Source organism: Coprococcus ammoniilyticus, assembly GCF_025567345.1.
GTDB classification, from domain to species: Bacteria; Bacillota; Clostridia; order Lachnospirales; family Lachnospiraceae; genus Coprococcus; species Coprococcus ammoniilyticus.
Genome location: NZ_JAOQJS010000004.1, coordinates 194,738 through 210,551 on the forward strand (window position 1 = coordinate 194,738; position 15,814 = coordinate 210,551).

Sequence of the window (15,814 nt, forward strand, 5' to 3'; positions counted from 1 at the left end):
GAATTGCGTTGGAACATATACAAATATGCGGCTTTAGGTTGAATTTTGCGTGATTTTATATTATTATAGGATAAGATTTTTTTGCAAAGATGCCGATGGCACTTGATAAAAGTAAGGATGTGAGTATATGAATAATAGAGAAAATACACAACATATTGCACAACTGAAAGATAATACAATAGATGTAACACAGATCATTGGACAGGTTTATGAGGCTTTGACAGAAAAAGGATATAATCCGGTCAGCCAGCTTGTTGGTTATATTATGAGTGGAGATCCTACATATATCACCAGCTATAAGAATGCAAGAAGTCTGATCATGAAGGCAGAACGGGATGAGATCATTGAAGTTCTGTTTGAAGATTACATCAAGAATAATCTGATCAAGTAGATGAAGAGTGTATCAGAATAATCGAATCAGGCAGAGAGAAGAACAGGATAAGAGTATGCGGATAATTGGATTGGACTACGGAACAAAGACAGTAGGAGTTGCGGTCAGTGATGCGCTGATGATCACGGCACAGCCACTTGAAACAATAGAAAGAAAATCAGCAAACAAGCTTCGACAGACACTTGCGAGGATAGAGAGTATCATTGAAGAATATCAGGCGGAACGGATCGTTCTCGGATATCCGAAGAATATGAATAATACGATTGGAGAACGGGCAGAAGCGGCCGAACAGTTTAAAGAAGATCTGGAACGCAGGACAGGCCTGGAAGTGATCCTGTGGGATGAAAGACTCTCTACGGTAGAAGCAGAACGGATTTTAATGGATACTGGAGTCAGAAGAGAAAACCGGAAGCAGTATGTGGACAAGATGGCTGCTGCGGTTATTTTGCAGAATTATCTTGACAGTCAGGCTCATGAAGGGCAGACAGAATAGTCGAAAGGATTAAACAGAATGGAAAACGACAGCATAGTATTTACAGATGAAGATGGCAATGAGGTTGCTTTTTCTGTTATGGAGCAGACAACTCTTGGCGGAGTGAATTACCTGCTTGTTACAGAAGATGGAGACGATGAGGATGATGGTTCTTTCCTGATCCTGAAGGAGAATGCTTTAGACAGTGAAGGTGAGATGGCAGCGTTTGATATCGTTGAAGATGACAAAGAATTAGAAGCAGTTATGAAGATATTTGAAGAACTGCTAGAGGACGTAGATTTGGAGGTATAGAACATTGAAAAAATTGAATAGTGATGCAGTAAAGATCATTCCATTGGGCGGATTGGAACAGATTGGAATGAACATTACTGCAATAGAGTATGAGGACTCTATTATAGTCATTGACTGCGGTCTGGCATTCCCTGAGGACGATATGTTAGGAATCGATCTTGTAATACCGGATGTCACTTACCTTAAGGAAAACGCGGACAAAGTCAAAGGACTTGTGGTTACCCATGGTCATGAGGATCATATCGGAGCCATTCCTTACATTGAGAAAGAACTCAATATGCCGATTTACGCAACAAAGCTTACGATGGGACTGATCGAGAATAAACTGAAAGAACATAATCTGATGAACAACACCAGACGTAAGGTTGTAAAATATGGACAGAATATCATTCTTGGAAAATTCCGGATAGAATTTATTAAGACGAACCATTCGATTGCTGATTCCGCAGCATTGGCGATCTATACGCCGGCAGGACTGCTTGTCCATACCGGAGATTTCAAGATTGATTATACACCGGTATTTGGAGACATGATCGATCTCCAACGTTTTGCGGAACTTGGAAAAAAAGGCGTTCTGGCACTGATGGCAGATTCCACAAATGCAGAACGTGAGGGCTTTACAAAGTCAGAAAAGACAGTAGGAAGAACCTTTGATAATCTGTTCAATGATAATCAGAATCATCGTATTATTATTGCTACATTTGCATCGAATGTAGATCGTGTGCAGCAGATTATCAATTCGGCATATAAATATGGCAGAAAAGTAATCATCGAAGGAAGAAGTATGGTGAATATCATCAGCACAGCTTCTGAACTCGGATATATTGATATACCGGACAACACGCTGATCGATATCAGCCAGATCAAGAATTATCCGGATGAGAAGCTGGTTCTGATCACGACAGGAAGCCAAGGTGAAAACATGGCTGCCTTATCAAGGATCGCAGCATCGATCCATAATAAGATTTCTATCATGCCGGGAGATGTGGTCATATTCAGTTCGCACCCAATCCCTGGTAATGAAAAAGCGGTATTCAAGGTGATCAATGAGCTGGAAATGAAAGGTGCTCATGTAATTTTTGAAGATACACATGTATCCGGACATGCATGCAGAGAGGAATTGAAGCTGATCTATGCACTCACAAAACCAAAATATGCGATACCAGTACATGGTGAGTACAGACATCTGAAGCGCCATGCAGAGCTGGCACAGGAGATGGGTATTCCAAAAGAGAATATCAAGATCCTGACAACAGGAGATGTTCTGGAAGTCAGTGAGGATAAACTGGAAGTAACCGGAAAAGTTCCTGCACAGGGAGTCTTTGTTGACGGACTTGGAGTTGGAGATGTTGGAAATATCGTTTTAAGAGACAGACAACTTCTGTCGCAGAATGGTCTTCTGATCATCGTAGTGACACTCGATAAATACAGCAATAACCTGATTGCAGGACCGGATATCGTTTCCCGTGGATTTGTATATGTCAGAGAATCGGAAACATTGATGGAAGACTGCCGTGCCGTAGTAGAAGAAGCACTGGAGAAATGCCTGCGGAAGAATATTACCGACTGGGGCAAGATCAAGACAACCATCAAGGATTCCTTAAGTGAATTCCTTTGGAAGCGGACGAAGAGAAGCCCGATGATCCTTCCAATCATTACCGAAGTATAAATTGTCCTGAAAAATAGTGTCCATGCACAGATGCAGGTTAAGAAGAAAAGAGGAAACAGACATGAGTGATGTTGTTGAACTCAGCAAAAAACTGAATGAAACGATAAAGGAGTCAGAATTCTACAGAAATTATCTGACCTGCCGTGAACGGCTGTATGAACATCCGGATCTTCTCCGGGGACTGAATGAATTCAAGAAAAGAAATTCAGAGATCCAGAACCGTGGCTCTGTGGATAATCCATACGATGAGGTGGTTGCACTGTTTGAGGAGTATGACGCAATCGTTCACGACACGATCGTGAATGATTTCCTTCGGGCAGAACGAAAGCTGTGCAGGATGTTGAAAACGATGTATGATGAGATTGCAGATGGTCTGGATGTTGACATAAAGCAGTAGGATATGATAAAACAGTTACGAGAAGTGTCTGGATGGACACCGTAAGATAAGGAGAACAGATATGGCTATAGATAGTGCTGTAACAATGAAACGGATATTGCGGTTTGCGATAGGCTTACTGGTAAATGTATTTATCCTGTTTATACTTGTGAAAGTGTTTGCGTTTGGCTTTAGCTTTGCCTATGATGTATTTGCCAGCAATAGCTGTAAGGATAAATCTGATACAAAGGTAGTCACAGTCACAGTTCTGCCGGATTCTTCGATCAAGGATGTATGCGAGACTCTGGATGATGCCGGAGTTGTAAAAAATGCATATGCACTGATGGTGCGTATCCGAATCGGATCTTATGCAGCAAAGATAAAACCTGGAACATATGAGATCGCACCAAGTTATACAAATGATGAGATCATAACGATCATAACAGGTGGAACTCTGGATAGTGACAGTAAGAAAAGTGGAGATAATAAATGATAACAGATGAGAGAATTGCATCCTTCATAAATTCATTCAACAATGACTATGATGATGCAATAACTGCTATCAGAAAAGAAGCAGAAGAGCAGGGGGTTCCTATCATACGAAGAGAGGCCGGAGAATTTATCAGGCTTCTTCTGAGAATGAAGAAACCGGTAAATATACTGGAGATAGGAACTGCGGTAGGCTTTTCTGCTATTTTTATGAGCAGGTTTATTGCAGAGGGTGGACATATCACAACAATTGAAAACTATCAGCCGAGAATTGATCGGGCAAAAGAGAATATAAAGCTGGCAGGTGCAGAAAAGAAGATCACTCTGTTAGAGGGAGATGCAAATGAGATCCTGCCGACATTGTCGGATCAATATGATCTGGTCTTTATGGATGCTGCAAAAGGTCAGTATGGAAGCTTTTTCCAGAAGGTGGTTCCTTTACTTGCGCCGGAAGGAATCCTGCTATGTGATAATGTGCTGCAGGATGGAGATGTACTGGAATCGCGGTTTGCAGTAACCAGAAGAAACCGGACAATTCATGCCAGAATGCGGGAATATCTGTATGAATTAAAGCATGATGAACGGCTGGATACAGCCATCCTGAATATAGGAGATGGAATGAGCCTATCGGTGAAAAAAACGGCTGATAAAAAGGATCATTGAAAAAGTAGTGGATCAATGAAAAAACAAGAAGATATTAACAGGCGGATGGCAACAGACTAAAAGGTGATGTCATCTGTACGGAAAGAAAAGAAGAGGGTTTTGAAAGATATGGCAGAACGTAAAGTGGAACTGCTTGTTCCGGCAGGTAGTCTTGAGGTATTAAAGGTTGCAGTAGATTATGGTGCGGATGCAGTCTATATTGGCGGACAGGCATATGGACTTCGTGCAAAAGCAGATAATTTTTCGATTGAAGAAATGAAAAAGGCTGTGAAATATGCGCATGCAAAGAATGCAAAGGTATATGTGACAGCAAATATATTTGCACATAATTATGATATTGAAGGAATGAAGGCATATTTTGAGCAGTTGAAGGATACCGGTGTCGATGCGGTTCTGGTATCAGATCCGGGTATTTTTATGCTGGCAAAGGAAATCATGCCTGATATGGAACTTCATATCAGCACCCAGGCAAATAACACGAATTACCTGACGTATAATTTCTGGTATAATATGGGGGCAAAACGAGTGGTCACAGCCAGAGAACTGTCACTTGTGGAGATTAAACAGATCAGAGAACATATTCCGGAGGATATGGAGATTGAGTCCTTTATGCATGGAGCAATGTGCATTTCCTATTCCGGACGCTGCCTGCTCAGCAGTTATTTTACAGGAAGAGATGCAAATCGTGGAGCATGTACACATCCATGTAGATGGAAGTATCACATTGTAGAAGAAACAAGACCGGGCGAGTACATGCCGGTCAATGAAGATGACAGGGGTACTTATATTTTTAATTCCAAAGATCTTTGTATGATTGAGCATATCCCGGAAATGATCGATGCCGGAATTGACAGCTTTAAGATTGAGGGAAGAATGAAAACGGCACTATATGTTGCAACGGTAGCAAGAACCTATCGTAAAGCAATTGATGACTATATGGAATCTCCGGAGCTGTACCGGTCAAATATGGAATATTATAAATCAGAAATTGCAAAATGCACATACCGTCAATTTACAACTGGATTTTATTTTGGAAAAACAGATCAGGATTCTCAGATCTATGATAATAACACATATATTAAAAACTGTACTTATATAGGCAATGTACAGGAGGTTACAGAGGACGGACTGGTTGCATTTGAACAGAAAAACAAATTCTCAGTCGGAGAAGAGATAGAATGTATGAACTTTGATGGAACCAATACGGTCTGCCGGGTTGAGGAGATCTACAATGACCGGATGGAACCGATGGAATCAGCACCGCATCCAAAGATGCAGTTGTATGTAAAGCTGGACCGCCCGGTATCAGCGGGAATGATACTCAGACGGCAGGAGCTTTCGGAATAGGTCAGGCTTCAAGCTGCCTGCGGATCTTCTGTAATGCCCGTTTTTCGATTCTGGAGACATAGGAACGGGAAATCCCCATCTGGCTGGCAATCTCTTTTTGTGTGCGTGGAGGGTGACCGTATAGACCATAACGACGGATGATAAGGCTGGCTTCCTGCTCGGACAGACAGTGCTTCAGACAGTATGGAAGACGGTTTATGTGGTAAGCATGCACCATAGAATCCAGAATAGTTGCTTCATCCTGACTGATGATGTCGATCAGATTGATCTCATTTCCTTCTTTGTCGGTACCAATCGGTTCAAACAGGGAGACTTCGCGGGCGTATTTTCTGGAGTGACGGAGCATCATGAGCAGCTCGTTGTCGATACATCTGGAAGCGTATGTGACCAGACGGTTGCCTTTGGCATGATCGTAGGAATCGATCGCCTTGATAAGACCGATGGTTCCGACGGAGAGCAGATCATCATTGTCAGCGGTTCCAATGTATTTTTTTGCAATATGGGCGACCAGACGCATATTGGATTCGATCAGAATCCGCCGCGCATCGGCATCCCCTGCCCTGCATAATTTCAGATAATATTCTTCCTGATCCGGTAAAAGGGGTTTTTTAAATGCCTGCATAGAAAATAGACCCCTAGCGATTTGTATATATTTTATGATTAAAATGTGGAAAAAGTGCATATCCCAAAAAATAAAATTGGTAAAATGTGAAAAAAATTAAAAAAAAATGACTAAAATCTGTTCAAAATGTTTAATTTTTTATTAGATTGTGCTATACTCTGTAAGTAATGCTTGTATATTTCAGAAATGTAGGAGGGACAGACCGGTATGCGATTAGGAATGGGTCGTAAAAAGATTAGAATAGGTGATATTCTCGTAGCGGCAGGAGCTATTACAGAAGAACAGTTACAGGAGGCTCTGGCATATCAGAAAGAGAATGGCGGAAAACTCGGAAATGTTCTTGTTGATCTTGGTATGATCAGTAATGAGATTCTGATAACGCTTCTGACACAGCAGCTTGGCATTGATTACATAGAATTAAAGGGAGCAAAGATAGAAGAGAAGGTGCTTCATCTGGTTCCGGAGAATATGGTAGCAAAATATAAAGTTATTCCTATCGAGATCGATCCGGATAACCCGAATATTTTAAAACTTGCCATGTCAGATCCGATGGATATCAATGCGATCGATGATATTGGACTTGTAACCAATATGCAGGTGGAGCCTATGCTTGCAACAGAGGATCAGATCAATGATGCCATCGGCAAGTATTACGGAAGCTCCAAAGCAATGGAAGCGGCTGAGATGTATCGTCAGGAACAGGCAGATGCACTTGGCGGCGGAGATGAAGATGAAGTAAATGAAGATATAGATAATTCTCCTATCGTTTTGCTTGTAAAACAGATCATAGAAGGCGGAGTTCGACAGAGAGCGTCCGATATTCATATTGAGGCATTGGAAAGCAGTGTCCGTGTCCGCTACAGGATCGATGGTGCATTAAAACAGGTTATGTCCTACGACTTAAGTATTCTTGCGGGTATCACAGCCCGAATCAAGATCATCGGTGGTATGGATATTGCAGAAAAGAGAAAGCCACAGGATGGTCGTATCACGATCTTTGTAGACCGCAGAGAGTTTGATGTCCGTGTATCTATCCTTCCGACTGTATATGGAGAGAAGACGGTTATGCGACTTACCTCCAAGGACGGACTTACAAAACCGAAGAGCGGACTTGGTCTGGATGAGGATGAGATCAAGGTATTTGATGGAATCCTGAGTAATCCACACGGAATTATCCTTGTAACAGGACCTACCGGTTCCGGTAAATCAACGACACTGTACACATCCTTAAGTGAGCTGAACAAAGAGGATGTAAACATTATCACAGTAGAAGACCCTGTCGAGGCGAATATCAATGGTATTAACCAGGTACAGGTAAATAATAAAGCAGATATGACATTCGCAGCAGCCTTAAGATCCATTCTTCGTCAGGATCCGGATATCATAATGATCGGAGAAATTCGAGATGGTGAGACTGCTCAGATCGCGGTTCAGGCCGCTATCACAGGACACTTGGTTGTATCAACACTCCATACAAACTCAGCAGCAAGTACGATCACCCGTCTGGAAGATATGGGAATCGAACCTTATGTTGTAGGTGATGCGGTTGTAGGTGTTATTGCACAGCGACTTGTAAGAAGACTGTGCCCGACCTGCAAACAGCCTCGTCTCGTAGAAGATGAAGAGAGAATAGTACTCGGCGTGCCGGAGGATGAAGAAGATGTTATCATTTATGAGCCGTCTGGCTGCCCGTTGTGTAATGATACAGGCTATTCAGGACGAATCGGTGTATACGAGATGATGCCGGTATCCAAAGCACTGCAGGCGGTTATCTCGACCGGAGCGACAGCGGATAAGATTGAAAAACAGGCACTTGCAGAAGGTATGCTTACTCTGAAGATGGGTGCTGCCAAACATGTGCTGAATGGAATTACTTCCATGTCAGAGATGAAGAAGATCGTATATACAACAGGTGATGAATATTAAAAGATCCGGTCCGGTGATAAACCGGCGTGGATAAAAAAGATTTTTAGCAGAGAAGAATATGTGATCAGGCTCTGTAAAAATAAAATTGAAATTATGAATGCAACAAAGAAAGGAAGGAAACAGTATGCTGGATATGAAAGAGCTCCTGGCATTCTCGGTTGAGGCAAAAGCGTCGGATGTACATATTGCCGTAGGCATACCACCGAAACTCAGAATCAATGGACGACTGACAGAAGTTGAAGTTCCTCCGCTTACACCGGCTGATGCGGCTGAAGCAATCGGAGCAACGATGAAAGAGAGACATGTAGCAATTTTAAAAGATAGAGGTGAGGTCGATTTCTCATTCGATTCACCAGAAACCGGTCGTTTCCGTGTAAACGTATATATGGATCGTGGTAATATGGCTGCGGCATACAGACGAGTAGAAACACAGATCCCAAGACCAGATCAGCTCGGTATTCCGAGAGAGGTTGTTGAATTATATAAGAGAAAGAGAGGTCTGGTACTTGTAACAGGACCTACCGGTTCCGGTAAATCAACAACACTTGCTTCTATTATTAATAAGGCAAATGAAAACCTGACCGATCATATCATTACACTGGAGGATCCTATCGAGTATATTCACCATCACAACAAGGCAATCGTTAATCAACGAGAAGTTGGTATGGATACACTCAGTTATGCGAATGCTCTTCGTGCAGCGCTCCGTGAAGATCCTGATATTATTCTTGTAGGAGAGATGCGAGATCTTGAAACGATTTCAACAGCGATCACTGCAGCCGAGACCGGACACCTGGTATTCTCGACTCTGCATACGATCGGTGCGGCAAGTACGATCGACCGTATTATCGATATCTTCCCGACAAACCAGCAGCAACAGGTACGAGTACAGCTTGCGATGGTACTGGAAGGTGTTATTTCCCAGTCACTGCTTCCGACAGCGAACGGACAGGGACGAGTTGCAGCATTTGAAGTAATGCTTGCATCACCGGCGATCCGAAGCCTGATACGAGAAGCGAAGACACATCAGATCCAGTCGACGATCCAGACCAGCAGACAGCTCGGAATGATCACAATGGATGATGCATTGTATGATCTGTTCTCGTCCGGCACGATCACCAGAGAGATGGCTATGACATATGCACAGGATCAGCAGTATCTCAGAAAGAAGATCAACGGACAATAAGATGTACAATCCTTTTGTGCAATTCTTACAAAAAAAACTGCAATCATAAGAAATTATTGAATGTGGTTGAGAAATATAGTAATATAACAGGTATAGTATATGTAAAAGTCCGTGAATTTACGCGCACTTTTAGCTGGTAATAGTAGAAAACTATTACAAAAAAGAAGAAATATGACAGGGTCGGAGGAGAAACAATGGCAGTATTTAACTACAAGGTTGTTGACAAAAATGGTAAGAATAAAAAAGGTACCATTGAGGCCCCGAACAGAGATGGAGCGGAGAAGAAGCTGAAGGCAGATGGTTATGCGATCATGAGCCTGACAGAGCAGAACAGTCCATTTTCAGGGGGTTTGATTAAGAAGAAGGTAAAATCAAAAGATTTGGCAGTCTTCTGTAAACAGTTTTCAGCAGTTATAAGAGCTGGTGTTACGATTATATCAGCACTGGAACTGATGGGAGACCAGATAGAAAACAAAACACTGCAGAGAGCAGTTATGGATGCAAAGACATATGTTGAAAAGGGTGGAACGCTTGCAGATGCACTTCGTGTAAACTCAGAGGTATTTCCACCGATCATGATCAACATGGTCGCAGCCGGAGAGTTATCCGGTAACCTGGAGATCTGTCTCGACAGACTGACAGAGCACTTTGAAAAAGATAACGCGTTATCAGCAAAGATCAAGGGTGCGATGACATATCCTATCGTAGTATTCATCGTCATGATCATCGTAGTAATCGTGGTAATGGTAATGGTTATTCCTAACTTCTCAAGTATGTTTGCGGAGATGGGAACACAGCTTCCGCTGGCAACACGAATTATGGTAGCGGCAAGTAATTTCATTATACATAAGTGGTGGCTGTTGATCATCATCGTTGCAGCTATCGTTGTTGGCTGCAAGGCATTCAAGAGAAGTTCTGTTGGCGAACAGCTTTTCGCGAATATGGCGATCAAGATGCCGATTTTTGGTAACCTGACAATCAAGTCAGCATGTTCCAGATTTGCAAGAACAATGAGTACACTGATGGCATCCGGTATTTCCATGATCGATGCTGTTGAACAGGTGGCAAAGATGATGGATAACAAGATCATTCGCGATGGTCTGTTAGATGCCAAGACGCAGGTAGCAAAAGGTATTCCACTTTCCAAACCATTAAAGGATATGGAGATGCTTCCACCAATGCTTTCCGCCATGACAAAGATCGGTGAAGAAACCGGTGATATAGAAGAGATGCTTAGTAAGGTTGCTGACTACTACGATGAAGAGGTAGAAGAGGCAACAAACAAGCTGACAGCAGCAATGGAACCATTAATCATGGTAGTTCTTGCATGTATCGTAGGAATGATTGTTGCGGCTGTATACGGTCCTATCATGAGTATGTACAGTGCACTTGACCAGTACTAATACAAGTCCTGTTACATATTATAGTATTGATTAGATCCGGCAGTACGAGGATGCTGATTTTAATATAGCATCGGAAGATGCATCAACAAACAACAAAGAATATCAATTTAAAAGGAGAGAACAATTATGAAGAAGAACAACAAAGGTTTCTCATTAGTAGAGTTAATTATCGTAATCGCTATTATGGCAATTCTTGCAGGTGCTCTTGCACCAGCCCTTATCAAGTACATCAACAAGTCAAGAAGAAGTGCTGATATTTCAAATGCTGACACAATCCGTACAGCATGTCAGACAGCTATGTCAGACGAAGATGCAATGGTTGCAATCGGAACAGGCGTTACAGGCGCAAGCGTTTCAGACTTGAAGTCAAGCTACGGTGCATTCAGCACAGAGATCAGCAGCATTCTTGGTAACAGCACAATTACTTCAAAGTACTTCGACAAAGGAAATGAATTCACAGTTGATATCAATGTAGCTGGTAACACAGTTATCGTTAAAGCTGGTTCTCAGCAGGTTTCACCTCAGCCATAATAAAAGGCGGGCATAGTGAACAGATGTAAGGATCTGATGTTAAACAGATAATCATTACATCAGTCAGACATCAGAAGGGTGATGAATAAGTTGGTAAGAATCCTCGTTTTTCGATCTTGTTTGTCGCCCTTCAAAATTGTCTAACAACATGAAACGTCAACATGTATGAAAAATATGCATGTTGGCATCTCTTTCATGGTCACACGTTTTATATAAGCTTTATATAATAAGAAGAGATTTATATAACATACGAGTGACTATTTTGCAGTCAGCGGTTTTATATTGTTTATGTCTGAAACGAATAAATGTAGAAAGAAGAAACGCGAATGACAACGGCATTGAACTAATGGCGGCAGCCGGCTTACAAAAAAGCTGGAAACTGAAAAATAGGCATGAAAGATGAACGGGTCAATCATCCGTGTGCTTATGATTAAAGGTGACAGATTGTTTACCTTTCAGCCTGTACATACAGGCATATTGTATTTTATTTTAAGTGGGGTGAACAGCTTGTAGGCTGGTACTCAGGCAATTGGAATATACATATTCCACAAAAAACTACTGATTAGCGAGGGAGGCTATTTAAAATGGCGAGTAATAACAAAGTCTTAACAATCGACATCACAAATGAAAGTATTACTATTACAGAAGTAACAGCTTCTGAAAAAAAGACTTCCACAGTTCATAATGCCATCATCTTCGAGACACCGGAAGATGCTTATGAAGATGGTTTCATTAGAGACAAGGAAAGAATTGCAGAGGCGATCAAATCACAGCTTGCTGCAAACGGAATCACTAACAAGAACGCAATATTCGTTCTTACCTCTACAAAGATCGTTAACAGAGAGGTTCTTGTACCTTTCGTTAAGGAAAACAAAATTAAAGGAATTATTAATGCGAACTCATCAGAGTATTTCCCTGTTAATATAGAGGATTACACAGTATCCCATTCTGTATTAGAGACAGTTACTGATGAAGAAAATAACAAACAGTTAAGAGTTCTTGCAGTTGCAGCACCAACCAGTATGGTTCGTTCATATTATGAAGTTGCAGCACTTGCAGGACTGAAGGTAGTTGCTCTTGATTACATTGGAAATGCCATGTTGCAGTTGATCAAAACACAGACCAGCGAGAACATGACGACTATGGTAATCCAGTTAGGTAGCGAATCTACTGTACTTAATATCGTAAAAGGAGATATCCTTCTGTTACAGAGAACTGTACCATATGGTACCAATGTTGTTGTAAATGAAGTAATGGATGCAAAGGGTGTTGATGCTACAACAGCAATGACATTACTCCAGAATGAAAGACTGATCACGGTTGATTTTGATGATAATGCGATCACAGGATCTTTCCGTTACCTGATCAACAACATTGGCCGTGTAATGGATTTCTTTGCATCAAAGAATCCTGATAAGCCGATCGATGATGTATTCCTGACAGGCGATGGCGCCCTGATCAAGGGAATTGATGGTCTTTTCAAGGTACAGCTCAATGTTTCAACAAGAGTTATGGACAGTTTATTCAATATCAAATTTGACCCAAAGATTGATTTGAAGATATATAATCCTGTATACCTTATGGTTCCAATCGGTGCTGCTTTTGCACCTATGGGATTCACAATTTCAGAAGGCGGAGCTTCCGGCAAGAAGGAAGGTCAGATGGATACAACTCCACTGGTAGTTGCATTCCTGATCCTGGCTGTGTTAGTGGCAGGCGGATTAACGGCTGTGTCATTTGTATTAAAGAATCAGGCACAGACAGAGCTGGATGATGTAAATAAGAAGATCGCTTCTATTCAGGATATTGAGACGATCGTAAAGGATTATGAAAATGCAGAAAGCGTTTATGTTGATGCCATGAGCATGTACAGCTACACAAAGAACTTGAATGAGAATGTTGTAACATTTATCACGGCTTTGGAAGAGAAGATGCCAAAGGGAACTGATATCACAGCATTTGAATCCGATTCAACAGGTGTTTCAATTTCAGGAACAGCAACAGAATATGATGATATTGCAGGACTTGCGATCAGCTTAAAAGAAATTGACTGTATTGATAACTCATTCATTGGAAGTATCACAGAAAATGTAGATGAAGACACAGGTAAAATAACATATGATTTCACAGTAACGTGTATCTATGTTGACGCATCAGCGGCAGATGCTGATACAACTGAAACAGATGCTACATTAGCTGAGTAAGGGAGGGCATAGAACATGGATGCAATGACAAAAGGACAAAGAAATTTATTATTATTTTTACTCGGTGTTGTTATTTTATTTGTGCCGATCAGATTTGTGGCATTAAGCAATTTTGATGACCGTAAAGAGCTTGTTTCAAAGAAGGATGAACAGCAGGTTTATTATAACAGCCTGAAAGCAAAAGATGTAAACAGAGATCAGTACATCAAGGATACAGAGAACTATAAGAAAGAATATGAAGCAATCCTTGCAGAATTCCCATCAGAGATCTATCAGGAAAATACAATCATGTATTTACAGGGGATCAAGGACGAATATAAGTTCCGTTTCACAGATGTATCAATGGGAGAGGAACAGCTCTTCTATACACTTGGAACCGGTGCTGTTGGTGATGCTACATTAGATGGTGCAGCAACAGGAACAGCTTCTACAGATGCAAATACTACAGCAGCTACAACAGCAGCTACAACAGAGACTGCAGCCGCTGGCACAGATGCTACTGCAGCAGTAGCAGGAGAAAATAATTTCAACTGCTATTCAGCAAGCTTCCCGGTTACATATTCAGGTTCTTATCAGTCTGTTAAAGATGTTGTTGATTACATCGAGAAGAGCGATTTCCGTATGACAGTTGACTCTATCTCAATCGCATTTGATGAGGAGACTGGTGATTACACAGGAGATATGTCATTCTCTGAATATGCTGTTACAGGTGGAGACAGAACCACAGATCAGGTTAACGTAAATGTTCAAACCGGTAAAGATAACATTTTCGGAAATCCAACCGTAAAGAGTAGTACGACAACTACAACTACAGATAGCAATCAGTAGGATGTAGACTTGCAACCCGTAGATTCGATTTGAACGGAGTGAGAAGTAAGAATGGCAAAGAATAATAACAAAGGCTTTAGCTTGATTGAAGTAATCATAGCTGTAGCAGTATTTGCTATATTAATTGCTCCCCTTACCGCCCAGTTGATTTCAGCGATCAATGTCAATACGAAGTCAACAAAGAAACAATATGCGATTGAAAAAGCTGAAGAGATCATGGAAAGCTTTAAAACTGCAAATATGAAAGAAAGTGCCATCAGTATCCCTGATGGCAATTCTACAGGTAATTATGAGTTTGGTCTGGATGATTCCCAGACACAGACTTATACCCTCCCGGAAAGTGCGGGAACTGTAGATTATCACATTAATACATATTCATGCAGTGGAATATCGCTCGGGGGAGAATACGAGAAGTATGATTGCACAGTAACTGTAAATGATATTGCGCATGCAGTTGCAACAAAGGGATATGTATGGGATGCCAATACAAATGACCTGAAGAAAGACGGTTCTGAGTATGTCCGCCTTACATCAGGTGTTGGTACAGTACGTAATCTTGATAACAAGCAGTCAGCGATCATTGCTGGAGCAACCTATATGGGAGCAACCAGTGGTATAGAAGGAAACAGTCTGGATAATCAGGCAGCGGCATATTTTAAAGATGTGAAAGTGGATATCTTAAAGGGAAATTCCGTTTTATATAATCAGTATCTGTCCGGTGCTACCTATCTGGATAATGATTCGTTCCAGAAAACAACCACGATTAAGGTTTCAAAGACTTTATCCGGTTATATGGTACAGTGTTTTGTAGAATATCAGGATAAACCATCGTTTAATCCTATCATTAAGGCATACACGAATGGAATTGCAAGCGATACCTATAAACCGGATGGAAAATATGGAGAGGGAATTGTATATCAGAAGGAATACAAGACACTTCCTCCAATCTATCTGTTATATGCACCTGCAGTGTGTAATGGTGTATATTGTAATAATGATTATATCAGAGTTGAGACATCAGGACTTGCTGATGATGAAAAAGCAAAGATCTACTTATTTGAAACAATTGCTTCAATTGATCCGAAATATGAGGAGATTATTTGCGATACACTTGGCGTAAGCAGTATTGACAGTCTGGTTTACCAGAGCACCAGTCATACAAGCTCACCATCTTCTGTTAAGGTATATGTGAACCGCACTGGTGGTGATACCAAGGGAAAGATTGAGACATATTCAAACTTCGGAACTGAGTATGATGAAACAGATGCAACTGCTATTAAAGTTAAGAACACATCAGATGATACAAGTGATGAAACATACCTGTATGATATTCATGTTACATTGACAGACAGTGATGGCAATAAGACAGAAGTATCAGGAACAAGGGGGAAATAA

The 15,814-nt window shown here is 41.3% G+C and carries 16 protein-coding genes; 15 read left to right on the forward strand and 1 reads right to left on the reverse strand.

The window, feature by feature from the left end; genetic code table 11:
- Positions 1 to 127: 127 nt before the first annotated feature.
- The 8 genes from OCV60_RS07310 (at position 128) to OCV60_RS07345 (ending at position 5,719) form a co-directional block, all read left to right on the forward strand.
- A complete protein-coding gene (locus OCV60_RS07310) occupies positions 128 to 391 on the forward strand; it encodes an IreB family regulatory phosphoprotein (RefSeq protein ID WP_021943460.1) in 264 nt (87 codons plus the stop codon).
- 55 nt (positions 392 to 446) lie between these two features.
- The gene (gene ruvX, locus OCV60_RS07315) at positions 447 to 884 is read left to right on the forward strand and encodes a Holliday junction resolvase RuvX (RefSeq protein ID WP_117785453.1); all 438 of its coding nucleotides are present in this window, start codon (positions 447 to 449) and stop codon (positions 882 to 884) included.
- An 18-nt stretch (positions 885 to 902) separates the two neighbouring features.
- Complete coding sequence (locus tag OCV60_RS07320) at positions 903 to 1,175, forward strand: DUF1292 domain-containing protein (RefSeq protein WP_117785452.1); 273 nt, start codon at positions 903 to 905, stop codon at positions 1,173 to 1,175.
- Positions 1,176 to 1,179: 4 nt separating this feature from the next.
- Entirely contained in the window at positions 1,180 to 2,844 is a 1,665-nt protein-coding gene (locus OCV60_RS07325) for a ribonuclease J (protein ID WP_021943458.1), read from the forward strand.
- A 61-nt stretch (positions 2,845 to 2,905) separates the two neighbouring features.
- The gene (locus OCV60_RS07330) at positions 2,906 to 3,241 is read left to right on the forward strand and encodes a YlbF/YmcA family competence regulator (protein ID WP_117785451.1); all 336 of its coding nucleotides are present in this window, start codon (positions 2,906 to 2,908) and stop codon (positions 3,239 to 3,241) included.
- Positions 3,242 to 3,302: 61 nt separating this feature from the next.
- Positions 3,303 to 3,713, forward strand: a complete 411-nt coding sequence (locus OCV60_RS07335; RefSeq protein WP_021943456.1) for an endolytic transglycosylase MltG — start codon at positions 3,303 to 3,305, stop codon at positions 3,711 to 3,713.
- Positions 3,710 to 4,372 carry an O-methyltransferase gene (locus tag OCV60_RS07340; protein WP_021943455.1) on the forward strand — a complete coding sequence of 221 codons (663 nt, stop codon included), beginning with the start codon at positions 3,710 to 3,712 and terminating at the stop codon, positions 4,370 to 4,372. The genes OCV60_RS07335 and OCV60_RS07340 overlap by 4 nt, the downstream gene beginning before the upstream one ends.
- A gap of 108 nt (positions 4,373 to 4,480) precedes the next feature.
- Positions 4,481 to 5,719: a peptidase U32 family protein gene (locus OCV60_RS07345; RefSeq protein WP_021943454.1), complete on the forward strand. Its 1,239-nt coding sequence runs from the start codon at positions 4,481 to 4,483 to the stop codon at positions 5,717 to 5,719.
- Position 5,720: 1 nt separating this feature from the next.
- On the opposite strand, the gene sigK is transcribed toward OCV60_RS07345, so the two are convergent.
- Entirely contained in the window at positions 5,721 to 6,401 is a 681-nt protein-coding gene (sigK, locus tag OCV60_RS07350; protein WP_117785449.1) for an RNA polymerase sporulation sigma factor SigK, read from the reverse strand.
- Between the two features lie 147 nt (positions 6,402 to 6,548).
- Between sigK and OCV60_RS07355 the strand changes: the two genes are divergently transcribed.
- The 7 genes from OCV60_RS07355 (at position 6,549) to OCV60_RS07385 (ending at position 15,814) form a co-directional block, all read left to right on the forward strand.
- A complete protein-coding gene (locus OCV60_RS07355) occupies positions 6,549 to 8,267 on the forward strand; it encodes a GspE/PulE family protein (RefSeq protein WP_117785448.1) in 1,719 nt (572 codons plus the stop codon).
- Positions 8,268 to 8,391: 124 nt separating this feature from the next.
- A complete protein-coding gene (locus OCV60_RS07360; protein WP_117785447.1) occupies positions 8,392 to 9,453 on the forward strand; it encodes a type IV pilus twitching motility protein PilT in 1,062 nt (353 codons plus the stop codon).
- 194 nt (positions 9,454 to 9,647) lie between these two features.
- Positions 9,648 to 10,856 (forward strand): type II secretion system F family protein, encoded by a 1,209-nt coding sequence (locus tag OCV60_RS07365; protein ID WP_021943487.1) that lies wholly within the window; start codon positions 9,648 to 9,650, stop codon positions 10,854 to 10,856.
- Positions 10,857 to 10,982: 126 nt separating this feature from the next.
- A complete protein-coding gene (locus OCV60_RS07370; protein ID WP_021943486.1) occupies positions 10,983 to 11,387 on the forward strand; it encodes a type II secretion system protein in 405 nt (134 codons plus the stop codon).
- Between the two features lie 584 nt (positions 11,388 to 11,971).
- Entirely contained in the window at positions 11,972 to 13,591 is a 1,620-nt protein-coding gene (gene pilM, locus OCV60_RS07375) for a type IV pilus assembly protein PilM (RefSeq protein WP_117807371.1), read from the forward strand.
- Positions 13,592 to 13,606: 15 nt separating this feature from the next.
- Positions 13,607 to 14,419, forward strand: coding sequence for a hypothetical protein (locus tag OCV60_RS07380; RefSeq protein WP_117785446.1), 813 nt, complete (start codon positions 13,607 to 13,609; stop codon positions 14,417 to 14,419).
- Positions 14,420 to 14,470: 51 nt separating this feature from the next.
- Positions 14,471 to 15,814 (forward strand): type IV pilus modification PilV family protein, encoded by a 1,344-nt coding sequence (locus OCV60_RS07385; RefSeq protein WP_262529907.1) that lies wholly within the window; start codon positions 14,471 to 14,473, stop codon positions 15,812 to 15,814.